General features: G+C 65.5%; 11 protein-coding genes. 7 read left to right on the forward strand and 4 right to left on the reverse strand.

Annotated elements, in window-relative coordinates:
• Positions 1 to 52: 52 nt before the first annotated feature.
• Positions 53 to 1,843, reverse strand: a complete 1,791-nt coding sequence (locus FPZ54_RS00155; RefSeq protein WP_145844101.1) for an IlvD/Edd family dehydratase — start codon at positions 1,841 to 1,843, stop codon at positions 53 to 55.
• Positions 1,840 to 2,991 carry an aldose epimerase family protein gene (locus FPZ54_RS00160; protein ID WP_186456853.1) on the reverse strand — a complete coding sequence of 384 codons (1,152 nt, stop codon included), beginning with the start codon at positions 2,989 to 2,991 and terminating at the stop codon, positions 1,840 to 1,842. Before FPZ54_RS00160 ends, FPZ54_RS00155 begins: the two co-directional genes overlap by 4 nt.
• 115 nt (positions 2,992 to 3,106) lie before the next feature.
• On the opposite strand from FPZ54_RS00160, the gene FPZ54_RS00165 reads away from it, so the two are divergent.
• The 3 genes from FPZ54_RS00165 (at position 3,107) to FPZ54_RS00175 (ending at position 6,422) form a co-directional block, all read left to right on the forward strand.
• Positions 3,107 to 4,426: a sugar MFS transporter gene (locus tag FPZ54_RS00165; RefSeq protein WP_145844103.1), complete on the forward strand. Its 1,320-nt coding sequence runs from the start codon at positions 3,107 to 3,109 to the stop codon at positions 4,424 to 4,426.
• A gap of 65 nt (positions 4,427 to 4,491) precedes the next feature.
• The gene (araD1, locus tag FPZ54_RS00170) at positions 4,492 to 5,484 is read left to right on the forward strand and encodes an AraD1 family protein (RefSeq protein ID WP_186456854.1); all 993 of its coding nucleotides are present in this window, start codon (positions 4,492 to 4,494) and stop codon (positions 5,482 to 5,484) included.
• On the forward strand, positions 5,481 to 6,422 hold the full coding sequence (locus FPZ54_RS00175; protein ID WP_145844105.1) for a Gfo/Idh/MocA family protein: 942 nt from the start codon (positions 5,481 to 5,483) through the stop codon (positions 6,420 to 6,422). Before araD1 ends, FPZ54_RS00175 begins: the two co-directional genes overlap by 4 nt.
• Positions 6,423 to 6,429: 7 nt before the next feature.
• Here FPZ54_RS00175 and FPZ54_RS00180 read toward each other — a convergent pair whose 3' ends face one another.
• Positions 6,430 to 7,437, reverse strand: coding sequence for a cupin-like domain-containing protein (locus FPZ54_RS00180; protein ID WP_145844106.1), 1,008 nt, complete (start codon positions 7,435 to 7,437; stop codon positions 6,430 to 6,432).
• The gene (locus FPZ54_RS00185; protein WP_145844108.1) at positions 7,434 to 8,114 is read right to left on the reverse strand and encodes a SapC family protein; all 681 of its coding nucleotides are present in this window, start codon (positions 8,112 to 8,114) and stop codon (positions 7,434 to 7,436) included. Before FPZ54_RS00185 ends, FPZ54_RS00180 begins: the two co-directional genes overlap by 4 nt.
• Positions 8,115 to 8,372: 258 nt before the next feature.
• Here FPZ54_RS00185 and FPZ54_RS00190 point away from each other — a divergent pair, with 258 nt between their 5' ends.
• From FPZ54_RS00190 to FPZ54_RS00205, 4 genes are all read left to right on the forward strand, one after another.
• Positions 8,373 to 11,345 (forward strand): TonB-dependent receptor, encoded by a 2,973-nt coding sequence (locus FPZ54_RS00190; RefSeq protein WP_145844109.1) that lies wholly within the window; start codon positions 8,373 to 8,375, stop codon positions 11,343 to 11,345.
• A 65-nt stretch (positions 11,346 to 11,410) separates the two neighbouring features.
• Positions 11,411 to 12,949: a tryptophan halogenase family protein gene (locus FPZ54_RS00195; RefSeq protein ID WP_145844110.1), complete on the forward strand. Its 1,539-nt coding sequence runs from the start codon at positions 11,411 to 11,413 to the stop codon at positions 12,947 to 12,949.
• A gap of 20 nt (positions 12,950 to 12,969) precedes the next feature.
• Positions 12,970 to 15,636 (forward strand): glycoside hydrolase family 3 C-terminal domain-containing protein, encoded by a 2,667-nt coding sequence (locus FPZ54_RS00200; protein ID WP_145844111.1) that lies wholly within the window; start codon positions 12,970 to 12,972, stop codon positions 15,634 to 15,636.
• A complete protein-coding gene (locus tag FPZ54_RS00205; RefSeq protein ID WP_145844112.1) occupies positions 15,633 to 17,579 on the forward strand; it encodes an NPCBM/NEW2 domain-containing protein in 1,947 nt (648 codons plus the stop codon). The genes FPZ54_RS00200 and FPZ54_RS00205 overlap by 4 nt, the downstream gene beginning before the upstream one ends.
• Positions 17,580 to 17,608 lie beyond the last annotated feature (29 nt).

Raw genomic sequence — 17,608 nt, forward strand, 5'->3', positions numbered from 1 at the left:
TCGCCGTCTGTATCCGGGATATCACCAGGCCAGAGAGCGGTCCGCAAGCGCGTTAGTGGCTGTCGCGCGGCGTTCCCCTTGTTTGCGCGATCCGCTGGTAGCTTTCCGTTCCTTCGAGGATAGCGCCGGTGTCGAGCTGGCCGACAAGGTTGCGCTGGATTTCCTGCCACGGGGTTTGCGAAGGGGGGCAGGGGTAGCCGCCTGCGGCTTCGAGTGCGGCCCGGCGGGCGGCAAGCTCAGCGTCGGAAATCAAAATATCTGCGGTACCGCGCCGGATGTCGATCCGCACGCGATCGCCGGTGCGCAGCAGGGCAAGCCCGCCCATCGCCGCCGCTTCCGGGCTGGCGTTGAGGATCGACGGACTTCCGCTCGTCCCCGACTGGCGCCCGTCGCCGATGCACGGCAGTTCGGTGATGCCTTGGGAGATCAGATAGGTCGGTGCGCGCATGTTCACGACCTCGGCCGCGCCTGGATAGCCGATCGGTCCCGCGCCGCGCATGAACAGCAATGTCTCCGACGTGACGTCGAGCGCGGGGTCGTCGATCCGCGCGTGATAGTCCTCCGGCCCGTCGAACACGAGCGCGGGCCCTTCAAAGGCTTCCGGATCGTCGGGGTTGCTCAGATAACGGGTACGGAAGGCGTCGGAGATCACGCAAGTCTTCATGATCGCAGCGTCGAAGAGATTGCCGCGCAGGACGATGAACCCCGCCGCCTGTTTGAGCGGGCGGTCGAACGGGCGGATCACCGCCTCATCCTCGATCCGGGCATCGCGGCAATTGTCGCCTATCGTGCGGCCGTTGGCGGTGATCGCGTCTTCCTCGATCAATCCCTGGCCCATCAACTGCGCGACCACCGCAGGAACGCCGCCGGCGCGGAAATAGTCCTCGCCGAGATATTCGCCCGCGGGTTGGAGGTTCACCAGTAGCGGAATATCGTGGCCGACCGCCTGCCAGTCGGTCAGCGGCAGATCGACGCCGACATGGCGCGCGATCGCCGAGAGATGGATCGGCGCATTGGTCGATCCGCCGATGGCCGAATTGACGCGAATGGCGTTATGGAACGCGGCCTTGGTCATGATGTCCGAGGGCTTCAGATCCTCCGCCACCATCTCGACGATCCGCCTGCCAGTGAAATAGGCTGCTTCCTGCCGGTCGCGATGCGGCGCCGGGATCGCGGCCGATCCGGGCAGCGACATGCCGAGCGCCTCGGTCAGCGAGTTCATCGTCGTCGCCGTGCCCATCGTGTTGCAATAGCCGGTCGAGGGCGCGGAGGAGGCCACGAGGCGGATGAACTCCTCATCGTCGATCTTCCCGGCTGCAAGCAGCTCGCGCGCCTTCCAAACGATCGTGCCGGAGCCGGTGCGCTCGCCGCGGTGCCAGCCGTTCAGCATCGGGCCGACCGACAGCGCGATCGCCGGAATGTTGACCGTCGCCGCGGCCATCAATGCGGCGGGGGTGGTCTTGTCGCACCCGATTGTGAGCACCACGCCGTCGAGCGGATAGCCGTACAGCACCTCGACCAGGCCGAGATAGGCGAGGTTGCGGTCGAGTCCTGCGGTCGGCCGCTTGCCGGTTTCCTGGATCGGATGGACCGGAAACTCGAGCACGATGCCGCCCATCTCGCGCACGCCCTCGCGCACGCGATCGGCGAGCACGAGGTGGTGGCGGTTGCAGGGGGACAGGTCGCTGCCCGTCTGGGCGATTCCGATGATCGGCCTGCCGGAGCGCAATTCCTTGAGACTAAGTCCGAAATTCAGATAGCGCTCGAGATAGAGCGCGGTCATGTCGATATTGTCGGGATTGTCGAACCACGCGCGGCTGCGCAACCGAGGTGTCTCGCTCACCCGGCCACCTCATCGCGCGCGACCGACACGCGATAGACCATGCGGTGGCGATAGGGCTTGCCGGGTTCGACCCGCGCCGAGCCGAAGGCGGGCTGGTTGGGCGTGTCCGGGAATTTCTGCGGCTCGAGCGCGATTCCGTCGCCCATGCGATAGACATGCCCCTTCTTGCCCACCATCGTCCCGTCGAGGAAATTGCCCGAATAGAATTGCACGCCGGGTTCGGTGGTCAGCACCTCCAGTACGCGGCCCGATTTCGGGTCCTCCAACCGCGCCGCCAGTTGCGGCTCGGCCGTGGCGCCCTTGTCGAGGATCCAGTTATGGTCCCAGCCGCGGCCGATCACGATCTGGGGATCGGTGCCGTCGCGCAGCCCGTCATGCAGCGTGCGTCCGCGCCGGAAATCGAACACGGTCCCCTCGACCGAGCGCCGTTCACCGGTGGGGATCAGCGCGTCATCGACCGGCAGATAGCGGCTGGCGGGGATGGTGAGGCGTTGACCCAGCGCGCCATAGGGCGATCCTTCGCCCGCCATGTCGAACAGCGCGTGATTGGTCAGGTTGACGATCGTCGGGCGGTCGCTGGTGGCGTGGAAATCGATGCCGAGTGCGCCTGAATCGTCGAGCGTATAGGTGACGGTAACGTCGAGCTTGCCGGGATAGCCCTGATCGCCGTCGGGGCTGGTCAGCTTCATCGTGACGCTGGCGACGGGACCGTCCTTGACCTCGGTAATGCGCCACACCGCCTTGTCGAACCCGCCCGGTCCGCCATGCAGCGAATTGGCCTTGTCGTTCTGCGCCAGCTGATAGGTCTTGCCGTCGAGCGTGAACTTGCCGCCTGCGATACGGTTGGCATAGCGCCCGATCGTCTGGCCCCAATAATTGGGCTTGGCGATATAGCTTGCCAGATCGTCATAGCCGAGCGTCACATCGGCGACCTTGCCGTTGCGGTCCGGCGCTTCCAGCGCCTGCAGCGTGGCGCCGAAAGTGATGATCCGCGCGCGCACGCCATTCTTGCCCGACAGCGTCACCGCCTCGACCATCGTCCCGTCGGGCATCTTGCCGAACGAACTACGCTCCGCAGTCGCCGCAGCGGCGGCAGCGGGCACGAGTGCAATCGCGCAGGCTGTCAGCAAGAGGCGCGTTCGCATCATTTGTCTCTCCCAGAAATCCCCTGTCATCCCGCATTGACGGAATGCTTGCCCGGCATATAGTCCTACATTTGAAATCAACGCAACCCGGTGGTTACCGGCGCAAAGGGAGAGAGACATGCCGGCTGCCCCGTCCACCACCGGTCCCGCCGGTGCCGTGTCCGATGCGCCACGCAGCTACACGGCGGCGCTGACGCTGCTTGCGTCGCTGTTCTTCATGTGGGGCTTCATCACCGTCATAAACGGCACCTTGCTGCCGCATCTGCGCAGCGTGTTCGACCTCAGCTATTTCGAGGCGACGCTGATCGAAAGCGTGTGGTTCATCGCCTATTTCTTCGCCTCGATTCCCTCGGCGAAGCTGATCGAGCGGATCGGCTACCAGAAGTCGCTGGTCACCGGCTTGCTGATCATGGCGGTCGGATCGGCGGGCATGATGCTCGCGGCGAGCCTGCCATCCTATGGGGTGACGCTGTTCATGCTGTTCGTGATCGCGAGCGGCATCACCCTTCTGCAGGTCGCGGCCAATCCCTATGTCGCGGTGGTCGGGAAGCCGGAAACCGCGTCCTCGCGCCTCAACCTCGTCCAGGCGATGAACTCGGCCGGGACGATGCTCGCCCCGCTGTTCGGCGCCTATCTGATCCTTGGTCGGTCGACGGGCGGGACGGCGGCGCACGGCACGGTGCTGACCGAAGCCGAACGGCTCGCTGACGCGCAGGCGGTGATCCTGCCCTATGGCCTGGTCGCGGTGGTATTGGTCCTGCTCGCGGTCGTGATTGCGCGCTTCCCGCTTCCCGCGATGGGGCAGGCGACCAGCCGGGTCGCGCGTGAGGAGCGGCGCAACCATTCGCTGTGGCGGCACCGGAATCTCGTCTGGGGCGTGCCCGCGATCTTCATCTACCTGATCGCCGAGATCGGCGTCGGCAATCTGTTCGTCAATTTCGTCAGCCGCCCCGATATCGGCAACATGACCAACGAGCAGGCGGGGCATTACCTCACTCTGCTCTGGGGTGGGATGATGGTCGGTCGGTTCATCGGCGCGGCGCTGATGCAGAAGATCCGGCCGGAAACCGTCCTCGCCGCCTTTTCGATCGCCGCCTTCCTGGTGATGCTGGTCACCGTATTCGCGAGCGGTCCGGTGGCCATGTGGGCGCTGATCCTGGTCGGGCTGTTCCATTCGATCATGTTCCCGACGATCTTCACCCTCGCCATCCGCGGGCTGGGTCCGCTGACGGAGGAGGGTTCGGGGCTGCTCATCATGGCGATCGCGGGTGGCGCACTGGTATTCGTTCAGGGAATGATCGCAGACGCCTATGGACTGCAGATGTCGTTCCTGCTGACCGCAGTGTGCGAACTCTATGTGCTGTTTTACGCGCTCTGGGGGGCCAAACCGACAAATGCGCTTCCCGACGTGACCGTTGAACAGGCGCCCGCGAGCTAGAAGATGCCCGGTAGTTACTCGGACAAAAGAAGGGGCGGTGTTCCCGCCCCGATGAGGAGAGTTTGATGACGCTTCGCCTGTTGCAGCATCGCGCCGACGATGGACGGCGTCGGCTCATCCTGGCTGAGGACGCCGACGCGCTCTTCCTGAGCGGCCCTGTCTCGGTCCTGGAACTGGCGCAAGCAGCGCTTGCCGAAGGGACGTCGCTGGCCGATGCCGCGCGCGCGCGGCGGAGCGGGGAGGCGGTCGATATCGATGCGGAACTGGCGGCGGGGCGGCTATTGTCTGCGATCGACCATCCCGATCCGGCGCGGGTCACGCTTTCCGGAACCGGCCTCACCCATCTCGGTTCGGCGGAGGGGCGCGATGCGATGCACAAGGCTGCCGCGAGCGCCGACCGGCCGACCGACTCGATGCGGATGTTCCTTGAGGGGGTCGAGGGTGGAAAGCCGCCCGCAGGCACTGTCGGGCAGCAGCCCGAATGGTTCTACAAGGGCGACGGCCAGCATCTGGTGGCCCCCGGTGCGCCGCTGGTTTCGCCCGGCTTCGCGCAGGACGGGGGCGAGGAGCCGGAGCTGGCCGGCATCTATCTGATCGATGGCGAGGGGCGGCCGCGGCGGCTGGGCATCGCGCTGGCCAACGAGTTCAGCGACCATGTGACCGAACGCCACAATTATCTGTGGCTCGCCCATTCCAAGTTGCGTCCGGCGGCGCTGGGCGCGGAACTGCTGCTGGGCGATCCGCCCGCCGATATTCGCGGAGCAAGCCGGATCGTGCGCGATGGCGCGGTGATCTGGGAGAAGCCGTTCCTGACGGGAGAGGCGAACATGTCGCATCACATCGCCAATCTGGAGGCGCATCACTTCAAATATCCGTGTTTTCGGCGCCCGGGGGATGTCCATGTCCACTTCTTCGGCACTGCGACGCTGTCCTTTGCCGATGGGATCAGGACGCAGGCGGGTGACGTGTTCGAGATCGACGCGCGGCCCTTCGCGCTGCCGCTGCGCAATCCGCTGGCGATTGCGGAGGCCGAGACGGTCGTCGTGACCCCGCTATGAGTCCGCCGATCCGCATCGCCCTGATCGGCATGGGCAAAATCGCACACGACCAGCATCTTCCGGCCATCGCGAACGACCCCGCCTTCGAGCTGGTCGCCACCGTCAGCCGCCATGGCGGGACGCTGGACGCGCTACCCTTTTTCGATTCGATCGAGGCACTTGCCGCGAGCGACGTTGTGGTCGATGCAGTGGCGCTCTGCACCCCGCCCCAGGTGCGCCGCGCACTTGCGGCCTCCGCCATCGACCGGGGGTGGCATGTATTCCTCGAAAAGCCCCCCGCAGCGACGCTGGCGGAAGCGACGGCGCTGCGAACGCGCGCAGCGGCGCAGGGCGTGAGTCTCTTCGCGAGCTGGCATTCGCGCCATGCAGCCGGGGTTGAACCGGCGCGGGCCTGGCTGGCCGAGCGGACGCTGCGCGACGCGACGATCACCTGGGCCGAGGATGTCCGCCACTGGCATCCGGGGCAGGACTGGATCTTCGAACCTGGCGGGTTCGGGGTGTTCGATCCGGCGATCAACGCGCTGTCGATCGCGACGCGCATCTTCCCGCACCCGCTGTTCGTCGAGTCGGCGGAGATCGAGATCCCCGCCAATCGCGCCGCCGCCATCGCCGCCAACGTCCTGTTCCGCGACGAATTCGGGTGCGCGATCGACGCCCGGTTCGATTTCCTTCAGACAGGGCATCAACGCTGGGACATCGCCGCGCGAACCGATCGCGGCACAATGACGCTGGCGGAGGGCGGCGGAACGCTGGCGTTCGACGGCGCCACGGCCGCGGCGCAGGACGACGAACTGGCGACCGAATATCCCGCGCTCTACCGCCGCTTCGCGGAGCTTGTGCGTGACGGCGCGTCGGAGGTCGATCTGACCCCCCTGCAGCTTGTCGCGGATATCCACCTCAAGGCGCGCATCCGGATCGTCGACCCGTTCGACTGGTAGCGGGTGCTCAACCGCGCAGCATTCGCATCACCATCGTGCGGATGCGCTGGTAGTTGCCTTCGCCCAGCTTGCCCAAAATGCCGCGTCGCTCGTCGGGCAGGAACTCGAGCGGGTGGCCGTCGGGGCGGAAAACATAGTGATCGAACCAGGCGCGCCACGCCGCGCGCTCGGCCTCGGGCCGCTCGGCGATCGCGATCATCGCGAGCAGCATTGCGGCATAGGGCTGATCGGGGCCGCTCGCGAAGCCGTCCCACCAGAAATTGACGAGGACGTTGACGTCGTCGAGCGCCTCGACCTTGTGCCACCATAATTTGGGGATGTAGATCGCGTCGCCCGGGCCGAGTTCCGCGACGAGTGCCTGATCCCGAATGGCCTCGAAGCGGGGAAAGCGCGGATCGCCGGGGGCGCTGTCGACTGCAAGTGCGACCGGCTGGCCCGCCATGGTGTGATCGACCGGGCCGACATAGAGATCGCCGATCGCCTGGGGCGGGTAGAGCGTGAAGCGCCGTCGCCCGGCCGCGACGCAGGCGACATTGTCCATCATGTCATAATGGCAGGCGATGCTGGAGGCATGACCGATCCAGAAGCGCGGGCGGATCGTCGCGGGCACGAAGGGCAGGGGGGTGAGCGCCTCGACCCCCGGAAAATAGCGTTCGGAGGGCAGGGATCCCATATAGAGTGTCTCGCCACCGCTCGCGTTGGCGCTGTCGAGGATGCGTTGCAGCCCCGCGCCACAGACCATGGATTCCTGCGCGAAATTGAACCCCGATAGCGTGGCGTCGTAATAATAGCGGCCCCCGGTTTCTGGCGCGCCGACAAAGAGTCCGGCCTCGCGCCCGGCGTCGAACTCGCGCAGCGCCGCAATGATGTCGCGTGCGCCCGGCTGGGCGAGCAAGGGCCATGCGCTCGCCGCGCCCGGCAGCATCACGGGCTTCCCGGCGCCCATCACCCGCTCGCGAAATGCGGTGGGATCGCTCAGCGCTTCCGCCCCCGCGATGGCGACCGCGTCAGTCATGCGCTGGCGACGAACAAGCGGTCGTTGCGGCGCTGCGCCATGCGCCGGATATGCTGGACCGATGCGGTCTGGGCATAGGCAAGCTGAAGATCGCCCCGGTGAAACAGGTCGAGCGCATCTGCGTCCGACAGCGCATGGAGCACATCCAGGCTGATCGAATAGAGCCCATCCAGCCGCAGCCGCGAGCCGTCGTCGAAATTCAGCGCGATATCGATGGGCTCGATCAGGCGCAGCGCCAGAAAGCGCGCGATGATCGCGTCGGTTTCGGGCAGGCCGTGGTGAAGAATGTGGGTGGCGCGCTGGACGCGGCGGAGCGCATCGCCCGGCTCGCCATTCGCGTCGAACAGGGGCGTGCCCGCCGGAGTGAAGACCGGTGCGTCCGGATCGATCGCCAGCTGCCCGTCGACAAGAAAGAAACCCTGCCGGATGAGGTCCGCAGGGCGATAGGGTTCAACTCCGTCATTCCGGATCGACTCTTCGCCCGGTTCGAGCGCCAGTAGCGCCCCCGCGTAAAAACTGCCCGTCTGTGGGTGTTTGGTGAACAGGATCGGATAATCCTGCATCGTCGGGATGAACTCGGACGCGACGATCTGAACGAAATGCGTGTTGAATCGGTGGCTTACGTCCAGTCTCAGCCCGGCATGGGCAACGGGGTTCAGAAGTTCCAGCGTTCCCATGCGGATATCCCCTCCTTCGGCATCGCGATGGGTGCTCCCAGCGGCGATTGCTCCATCCCGGTTTCATAACGTCAATGCCGCAAATCTGAAACTCCGACAAATGATTTGCCAAGGTTCGGATTTGATATATGGTAGCGCTACCCTGACGACGCGACTCCGGCTTGTCCATCGCCTTGATGGAGCCAATTACCGGTCTGGTGCCGTCAACGACAACGACCAGCCTGCACGCAAGCAGGTGGCGGGGAGAGGGAGAAGGACATGCCGGTTTCACCATCCAAAGGTTTGAAAGTTTTTGTTAGCGGTACCAGTCTGTCGCTATGCTGCGCGACGAGCGCGCTTGCGCTCGCATGGGCTGCGCCTGCGGCAGCGCGCGAGAGTGTGACGGCGGATCCTGCCGAACAGCCCGCCGCCAGCCAGCCGGTCGCGGCGCAGGACGCGGACACCGCCGCCGGCCAGGCCCGCGATACCCAGGCGGAGGAGATCATCATCACCGGGCTGCGTGGCTCGCTCCAGCGCAACCTCGACGTCAAGCGGACGTCGTCGGGCGTGGTCGATGTCATCTCTGCCGAGGATATCGGCAAATTCCCCGATTCGAACGTCGCGGCGTCGCTTCAGCGCCTGCCGGGTGTGTCGATCCAGCGCAGCGGAGCGCGTGGCGAGCCGACCGGGATCACCGTCCGCGGCTTTGGCGGCGATTTCAACACCACTCTGTATGACGGGCGCCGGATCTCCACCGCGACCGGTGGCCGCCAGATCGATTTCAGCACCGTGGGCGTCGATTTCATCGGCCAACTCAGCGTGCTCAAGACGCCTGATGTCACATTGTCGTCGAGCTCGATCGGCGCGACTGTCGATATCGCCTTCCCCAAGCCGTTCGATCGCCCTGGCTTCCGCGTCGCGGCGACCGCATCGGGATCGATCCAGGATCGCGCCGAAGACATTGTTCCGACCGGCGGCCTGCTCATCAGCAATACCTGGGGCGACAGCTTCGGTATCCTGGGCAGTGTCATCTACACCCGCCGCGACACCGATACCAACCGCGTCTATGTGAACGGTTGGCCAGGCGGCAATTTCGCGCCGTGCCAGCTTCAGGGCAGCACCGCGGCGACCTGCGCCCCGACCGCTCCCGGTGCCGGCGTCGCGGCATCGAACGCGCGTACCATTCCCGGCTGGTTCCCGCAGCAATATGGCGCCGAGCAGCAGCGGGTGAATGACGAGCGCATCGACGCGCGGCTCGCGCTGCAATGGCAGCCATCGGACAGCGTGATGGTCACGCTCGACAATAATTTCTCGCGCCAGGAAGTGGTGTCCGAGAATTATGCGTTCGGCGTCTGGTTCAACCAGACCGATCTGCGCAATGTCGAGCTGGACGAAAACGGCACCGCCATCAACTTCACCCAGGCGGGCAGCCCGACCGATTTCACCTCGGCGCTGAACACCGAAATCCTCAAGACCAACCAGACCGGCCTCAACATCAAGTTCGATGCCTCGGACAATCTGAAGTTCGAGGTCGATGGCGCCTATGCCAAGAGCTGGCGCAACCCCGACGGCAATATCGGCAGCCAGAATGCCGATATCGGCTATGGCGGCGCGCTGGGTACGAACCTTCAGTTCATCGTCGGCGGGGACAGCAGCAAAGCCTTCCCCTCGATCGCCAATTTCGGCCCGGCGGGCAGCGGTGCCGACTGGGCGAACCAGGCGCTGATCGGATCGCACGTCACCGTCAACCAGACTCAGCGCAACACCGACGAACTGTGGCAGTTCCGCGCGGTCGGAAGCTGGGAACAGGACGATTTGACCGTCAAGTTCGGCGGGCAATTCTATCAGGACACGTTCGACTTCCTGAACCAGAGCACCTTCACCAACAATTTCTGGCAGGCCTATGCCGGCTACGGCGCCCCATCCGGACGCACCACCGGCATCGCGCCGCTACCCGCGTCGCTCTATCAGGGCAGCATCAGCCTGTCCGACTTCATCCCGGGCTATAATGGCAGCCTGCCGCCGTCCGTCTTCCTGTTCAGCCCGGTGGCGTATCAGAATTACCTGACCGGCCTCGGCAATCCGCAGACTCAGGTCATTCCGGGCTATAACTACGGGTCGGTCACCGGCTTCACCGGCACGTTCGACGAGGCGGTCGATCCGGGCAGCGTGCTGAACGTGCGCGAGCGGACCTGGTCGCTGTTCATGCGCGTCAATTTCAAGACCGAAATCGCCGGGATGCCGTTCCACTTCAACGCGGGCATCCGCAACGAGACGACCAATCTGCGATCGACCGGTCAGGGCCGCCTGCCGACCTCGATCGCGACCAGCACCGCCGATCCGACGCTGCTCACCGTCTCCTATGGCGCGACCCAGCCGATCGTCAGCGGCAGCGACTATTCCTATTTCCTGCCGAGCGCCGACGCGCGGCTGGAGCTCGCGCCGGACTTCCTGGTGCGTGTGAGTGCGTCGCGGACACTGACCCGGCCTGCGCTCAACCTGCTCAATCCGGTGCTCAACGTTGGGTCGGGGCAGCGGGTCGGCGCGCTGACGGCGAATGGCGGCAATCCCAATTTGCGGCCCTATCTGGCGGACAATTTCGATCTTGCCGCCGAATGGTATTATCAGCGCAACTCCTATTTCTCGGTCAACGCCTTCCTCAAGAACGTCACCAACTTCATCGTCGGCGGCGTGACGACCCAGCAGATCAACGGCGTGGTCGATCCGACCACGGGTCAGCCGGCGATCTTCTCGGTCACCCAGCAGATCAACGGGCCGGATGCGACGGTCCGCGGGGTCGAGGTGGCATGGCAGCATGTGTTCGGGGACTCGGGCTTCGGCTTCCAGGCCAACGCCACCTTCGTCGATACCAATCGCCCCTATGACGATCAGGATATCTCGCAGACGGGCTTTGCGGTGACGGGGCTTGCCAATTCGGCGAATTTCGTCGGCTTCTACGACAAGGACGGGTTCCAGATCCGCGCGGCGCTCAACTGGCGCGACGAATATCTGCTCCAGTTCGGCCAGAACCAGAATACCGGTTCGTTCGGTGCGGAACCGACCTTCGTCGACGAGAGCTTCCAGGTGGATCTGAGCACCAGCTACGACTTCAACAAGAATTTCAGCGTCTTCGCCGAAGCGCTGAACATCACCAACAACCAGCAGAGCACCCATGGGCGCTTCGCCAACCAGCTGCTGGACGTGTTCGATTACGGGCGGCGCTACACGCTGGGCATCCGCTTCCGTTACTGACCATCCCCCTATGGACGGGGCGCATCGCATCGCGCCCCGTCCATTTTTTTCGTATCCAGGGGCGCATGAAGCAGGTTCAGAACATCGTCATCGTCGGGGGCGGCACGGCCGGATGGCTGACCGCAGGGGTCATCGCGGCGCGGCATCAGGGGCGCCGGAACCACGGGTTCAGCGTGACATTGGTCGAATCCCCCAACGTCCCGATCATCGGGGTGGGCGAAGGCACCTGGCCGACATTGCGCACTACGCTCCGCAAGATCGGCGTTTCGGAGACCGAATTCTTCCGCCAGTGCGACGGTGCGTTCAAACAGGGCGCGCGCTTCAATCGCTGGACGACGGGGGCTGCCGACGATGGCTATTACCACCCGTTGATGCTGCCGCAGGGCTTTGCGCGGGTGAACCTCGCCCCCCATTGGCTGGCCGAGGGTGAGGGCAGCTTTTGCGACGCGGTGACGCCGCAGGGGCAGCTATGCGATGCGGGCCTTGCGCCCAAAACGATCGCGACGCCGGAATATGAGGCGCTGGCGAACTACGCCTATCATCTCGACGCAGGGAAATTCTCCGCGTTTCTTCAGCGGCATTGCTGCGAGACGCTGGGGGTCAACCATGTGCTCGCCGATGTGACGCAGGCGCGCATGGCCGACAATGGCGATGTCGCCGCGCTGGAGACGGCGCAGGGGCCGGTGGTCGAGGGCGATCTGTTCATCGACTGCACCGGCTTTCGCGCACTGCTGATCGAGGGGGCGATGGGCGTGCCGTTCCGCTCGTGCGCCGATGTGCTGTTCTGCGACACGGCGCTCGCCGTGCAGGTTCCCTATGACGATCCCGCCGATACGGTCGCGTGCCACACCATCTCGACAGCGCAGTCAGCCGGCTGGGTCTGGGACATCGGCCTGCCGACCCGGCGAGGGGTCGGGCATGTCTATTCGAGCAGCCATATCAGCGACGATCAGGCGGAGCGCGAGCTGCGCGCCTATATCGGTCCGGCGGCCGACGGGCTGAGCGTCCGGAAAATCCCGATCCGCGCCGGGCATCGCGACACCTTCTGGAAGGGCAATGTGGTCGCGGTCGGCCTCGCCGCTGGGTTTCTCGAGCCGCTGGAGGCGTCGGCGATCGTGCTGATCGAACTGTCGGCGAAGATGATCGCCGAGCAACTGCCGCCCAACCGCGCGGTGATGGATGTGTTGGCGCGGCGCTACAATGCGACGACCCAGTATCGCTGGGGCCGGATCATCGATTTTCTCAAGCTGCACTATGCGCTCACCAAGCGGACCGATACCGGCTTCTGGCGCGACAATTGCCGAGCGGAGACGATCCCCGACCGGCTGCGCGACCTGATGGAACTGTGGAAATACCAGGCGCCGTGGCTGCACGACGAGTTCGACCGCGCCGAGGAGGTCTTTCCAGCGGCAAGTTACCAATATGTCCTCTACGGCATGGGACATCGCACGCACGCGCCGCCGGGCGAGGGCGATGCGGAGGTCGAACTCGCGCGCCGCGCGTGGCGCGAGAACCGCGTCCAGACCGCGCGGATGATGGAAGGGCTGCCGCGCCATCGCGATCTGCTGGAAAAGATCGTCCAGCACGGAATGCAGCCGGTTTGAACCGGGACAGGGAGAGGCAGATGGGGTTGAGAATTCGGCATATACTGCTCGCCGCGATGGGTGGAGCGATGGCGCTACCGGTCGCTGCCGGAACGCCGACCCCGCAACGGCAGGACGAACGCACCGATGAGGCGATCCGGCTCGCCCGCGAACTCGTCGCGAAGATGACCGTCGAGGAAAAGCTGCCACAGCTGCTCAACACCGCGCCAGCGATCCCGCGCCTGAACATCCCCGCCTATAATTGGTGGACCGAGTCGCTCCACGGCGCGCTGGGGCCGATCCCGACGACCAATTTCCCCGAGCCGGTGGGCCTTGCCGCGACCTTCGACGCGCCGCTGGTGCAGCAGGTCGCAGGCGCGATCAGCACCGAGGTGCGTGCCTTCCACACGCTCGCGCGCCAGACCGGGCGGCTGGGGCGGATCGGCACGGGACTCGATACCTGGTCGCCCAACATCAACATCTTCCGCGATCCGCGCTGGGGCCGGGGGCAGGAAACCTATGGCGAGGACCCGTTCCTCACGGCGGAGATCGGAAAAGCCTATATCCGGGGGATGCAGGGGCCGGACCCCGATCGCCCGCACGTCATCGCGACGCCCAAACATTATGCAGTCCATAGCGGCCCCGAAGCGACGCGGCATTCGGACAATTTCTACGCCTCGCCCTATGACCTTGAGGACACCTATCTCCCCGCCTTCCGCGCCGCGATCGTCGAGGCCAAGGCGGGGTCGATCATGTGCGCGTACAACCGCGTCGACGGCCAGCCCGCCTGCGCCAGCGACCTGCTGCTCAAGGACCATCTGCGCGAAGCCTGGGGCTTTAAAGGCTATGTCGTCTCCGATTGCGACGCGGTGCGCGACATTGACGAGAACCATAAATACGCCCCCGACCCCGCATCGGGAGTGGCGATCGCGATCCGGTCGGGCGTCGATAGCGAGTGCAACACCAACACCCTGTCCGACATGGCCGGGCTGGAGGATCGGTATCGCGACGCGCTCGCTCGGGGCCTGCTGACCGAGGCGCAGATCGACGAAAGCCTCGTCCTGCTCTTCGCCGCGCGCTACCGCACCGGCGACCTGCCCGGCCTCAAAAACGCGCCGGCCGCTGTCTCGACAAGCGTCATCGGCCAGGACGCACACCGCGCGCTGACGCTGCAAGCGGCCGAACGGTCGATGGTCCTGCTCAAAAACTCGGGCGTGCTCCCCCTCAAGCCCGGAACCAGGATCGCGGTGATCGGCCCGCATGGCGATGCAACCCGCGTGCTGCGCGGCAATTATTCCTCGGCGCTGTCCGGGCCGCCGATTTCGGTGGTCGATGGCCTGCGCGCGGCGCTGGGCGCGCGCAATGTGACGTTGGTGCCGTTCGGCGAGTCCGTCACCGATGGCGATCGCGTGCCGACGTCGGCGCTGCGCACGCCCGACGGCAAGCCCGGCGTTCTTGTCCGCTATTATAACCCGACCACGCCGGTGCCTGTGAAATTCGCACCCGGCGCGCGTGACGCCTTTCTCGCGCGTGTCCGATATGCCGACCAGCCGGTGGTGTCGCGGATTGAGGCGGATGTGGGCGATCGTCAGCTGGAACTTGCCAAAGTATCGGACATTCACCGTCGCGTATTCACCGGATTTCTGGTCCCGCCTGACACCGGCACCTATCGCGTCGGGCTGACCGGGCCGGGCGGGGTGCTGACCTTTGACGGCAAGGTGATCGCCGATCGGCGCAAGAGCAAATATAACGATCTGCCCGCGCTCACGACCTTCGATCTGGTCGCCGGGAAACGCTATCCCTTCACGATCGAGGGGGGCGGATCGGATCTGGTGTGGAAGCGCATCTCGCGCACCCCCGACGCCGATCTCAAACGTGCGGCGGCCGATGCCGACGCGCTGGTCGCGGTAGTTGGCCTCACCTCCGACATGGAAGCCGAGGAAACATCGTTCAAGATCGAGGGGTTTTCGGGGGGCGACAAGACCTCGCTCGACCTGCCGCGCAACCAGATCGCAATGCTCGAAGCGGCACGCGCGACCGGCAAGCCGATCATCCTCGTCGCGATGAACGGCAGCCCGATCAACCTGCAATGGGGCAAGGATCACGCCGCCGCGATCATCGAAGCATGGTATCCGGGCGAGACCGGCGGCACTGCCGCAGCGAACATCCTGACTGGTCGGACCAACCCGTCGGGGCGGCTGCCGCTGACCTTCTACCGCAGCGTCGACGATCTTCCGCCTTTCAGCGACTATTCGATGCGGGGGCGCACCTATCGCTACTTCACCGGGACGCCGGTCTATCCGTTCGGCCATGGCCTCAGCTACACCAGCTTCAGCTACGGCCCAGTCGAGGTGCGGCCGGCATCGGGCGGTGCACAGAATGGCCTGACCGTCACCACACACCTGACCAACAGCGGCGCGCGGGCAGGGGACGAGGTGGCACAACTCTATCTCGACTTCCCCGACATCCCGAACATGCCGCGCCACGCACTGCGCGGGTTCCAGCGCGTGTCGCTCAAACCCGGCGAGAGCAGGACGCTGCGCTTCGACCTGTCCCCACGCGACCTGTCCAGCGTCACACCCGAAGGGATGCGTCGGGTCGCACCCGGCAGCTATCGGGTGACGGTTGGATCGGGTCAGCCCGGAACCGGCGTCGCGGGCGAGGCCGCTGCCTTCGCGGTCGAAAAGGCGCGGGACTTGCCCAAATGAACCGGCGCCATTTCGCCCTGCTCGGCGCCGCGCTGCTCGCGCTGTCCGGCCCCGCCCTCGCCCAAAGCGATCCGCTCGCGCCGACCGGTCGCTGGACCGCCAACACTGCCGGGCAGGCGCCGGTCCCGCCGATGGGGTGGAATTCGTGGAACGCGTTCAACAGCGATGTCGATGAGGAAAAGGTGCTCGCCTCCGCCCAGGCGCTGGTCGACACCGGCCTGGCGAAGCTCGGCTATCGCTACGTCAATATCGATGATGGCTGGTGGCTGAAGCGGCGCGAGCGTGACGGGCGGCTGATCATCCGCACCAGCCATTTTCCGTCGGCCGCCACCGGCCCGGATACGAGCTTTCGCCCGCTGACCGACCGGTTGCACGCGATGGGGCTGAAGGCCGGGATCTACAGCGATATCGGCCGCAACAGCTGTGGCCAGATCTATACGCCCGATTTCAAGAACCAGCCCGAAGGGACCAGCGCCGAGCGCGAGGTCGGGCTGTACGGCCATGTCGATCAGGATATCCGCCTGTTCTTCGCCGAATGGAATTTCGACTTCATCAAGGTCGATGGCTGCGGCGTGCGCGGGCTTCCGGCGGATGCGCCGCGCGTCAAATCCGGACTGTATCGCGCGCTGACGCCCCTGGTGGACATGCAGTCGCTCGGCGCCACCAACATCCCGGCAATGCGGGGCCTGTACGAAGAAGTCGGCGTGGCGATCCGGCGCCATGCGACCGGCCCCTATGTCTATTCCTTGTGCCTGTGGGGATCGGCGAATGTCCGCGCCTGGGGCAAGGATGTCGGCAACATGTCGCGCACCAGCGACGATATCCAGCCGAGCTGGGCGCGGATGCTGACCAATCTCGACACCGTCACCAGCCGCGCGCTCTATGCGGGGCCGGGCGCGTGGAACGATGCCGATATGCTGTTCGTCGGCACGGGGGAGTTCGGTGGCGACGATCTGACGGCGGCGCGCTCGCATTTCTCGCTCTGGGCGATGCTCAACTCGCCGCTCATCATCGGCTATGACCTGCGCAAACTGACCCCGGGGCTGCGCGCGATCTTCGGCAACGCCGAAATCGTCGCGCTCAATCAGGATGGGGCGGGCAATCAGGCGGTGCTCGCCTATGCGTCGGACGAGGTGCAGATTTTCGTCAAGACGCTCGCCGACGGGACCAAGGCGGTGGCGTTGCTCAATCGCGGCTCGGCACCGGTCGATGCGATCTTGACGGCGGAGCATCTCAAGCTGTCGCCGGATGGGGAGATTGCGCTGCGCGACCTGTGGAATGGGCAGAGCCGCGCCTTCCGCAAGGAGGTCAAGCTGAGCCTGGCCCCGCGCGAGACATTGGTATTTCGTGCGACCGGCACGCGGCGACTGCCCGGAGGCGTCTATCTTTCGGAGATGCCGGGGTCGGTCAATCCGGCGGTCGACGGCGTGGTGGAGCCGCAGGCGGACCCGACGATCTTCCAGTCGATCACGCCATGGATCGGTACGCGCGGGGGCGGCGAGCATGTCCAATATGCCGGATGGGGCGGCGCGGAGGCGGATCGCGCGCCCTTCGGCAAGCTGCTGCGCGTCGGCGGCGCGCACTTCGATACGGGGATCGGCGTGCTCGCCAATTCGCGGCTGGAGGTGCGCAACAACGGCTTCCGCCGGTTCACCGCGACGGTCGGCGTCAACGATACCGGTTCGCCGGATGCGGGCGCGGTAATGTTCGAGATCTGGGGCGACGGGCGGTTGCTTGCGCGCTCGACTCCGAAGCGCTTCGGCCAGCCTGCCGAGCCGCTGGCGGCGAATGTCGCTGGGGTGAAGATCGTCGAACTGATCGCGCGTGGGCAGGGGAATAAGGCGACGGTGCAGCCTCAACCCGCAAGCTGGGGGGGATGCTGCGCTTTTGCGCTAACGTTCCGGCTGTTCAATCTGGGCAACACCGGGGTGGTTGGTAGTTGACTCGCCGCCGCGCTTGGCCTTGATCGGAA

This window comes from Sphingomonas suaedae (assembly GCF_007833215.1).
Lineage (GTDB): Bacteria > Pseudomonadota > Alphaproteobacteria > Sphingomonadales > Sphingomonadaceae > Sphingomonas > Sphingomonas suaedae.

Bases quoted from the DNA above. Each gene is read 5' to 3' on its own strand.
- FPZ54_RS00160 (WP_186456853.1), bottom strand. From the start codon at position 2,991: ATGATGCGAACGCGCCTCTTGCTGACAGCCTGCGCGATTGCACTCGTG.
- FPZ54_RS00165 (WP_145844103.1), top strand. From the start codon at position 3,107: ATGCCGGCTGCCCCGTCCACCACCGGTCCCGCCGGTGCCGTGTCCGAT.
- araD1 (WP_186456854.1), top strand. From the start codon at position 4,492: ATGACGCTTCGCCTGTTGCAGCATCGCGCCGACGATGGACGGCGTCGG.
- FPZ54_RS00175 (WP_145844105.1), top strand. From the start codon at position 5,481: ATGAGTCCGCCGATCCGCATCGCCCTGATCGGCATGGGCAAAATCGCA.
- FPZ54_RS00180 (WP_145844106.1), bottom strand. From the start codon at position 7,437: ATGACTGACGCGGTCGCCATCGCGGGGGCGGAAGCGCTGAGCGATCCC.
- FPZ54_RS00185 (WP_145844108.1), bottom strand. From the start codon at position 8,114: ATGGGAACGCTGGAACTTCTGAACCCCGTTGCCCATGCCGGGCTGAGA.
- FPZ54_RS00190 (WP_145844109.1), top strand. From the start codon at position 8,373: ATGCCGGTTTCACCATCCAAAGGTTTGAAAGTTTTTGTTAGCGGTACC.
- FPZ54_RS00195 (WP_145844110.1), top strand. From the start codon at position 11,411: ATGAAGCAGGTTCAGAACATCGTCATCGTCGGGGGCGGCACGGCCGGA.
- FPZ54_RS00200 (WP_145844111.1), top strand. From the start codon at position 12,970: ATGGGGTTGAGAATTCGGCATATACTGCTCGCCGCGATGGGTGGAGCG.
- FPZ54_RS00205 (WP_145844112.1), top strand. From the start codon at position 15,633: ATGAACCGGCGCCATTTCGCCCTGCTCGGCGCCGCGCTGCTCGCGCTG.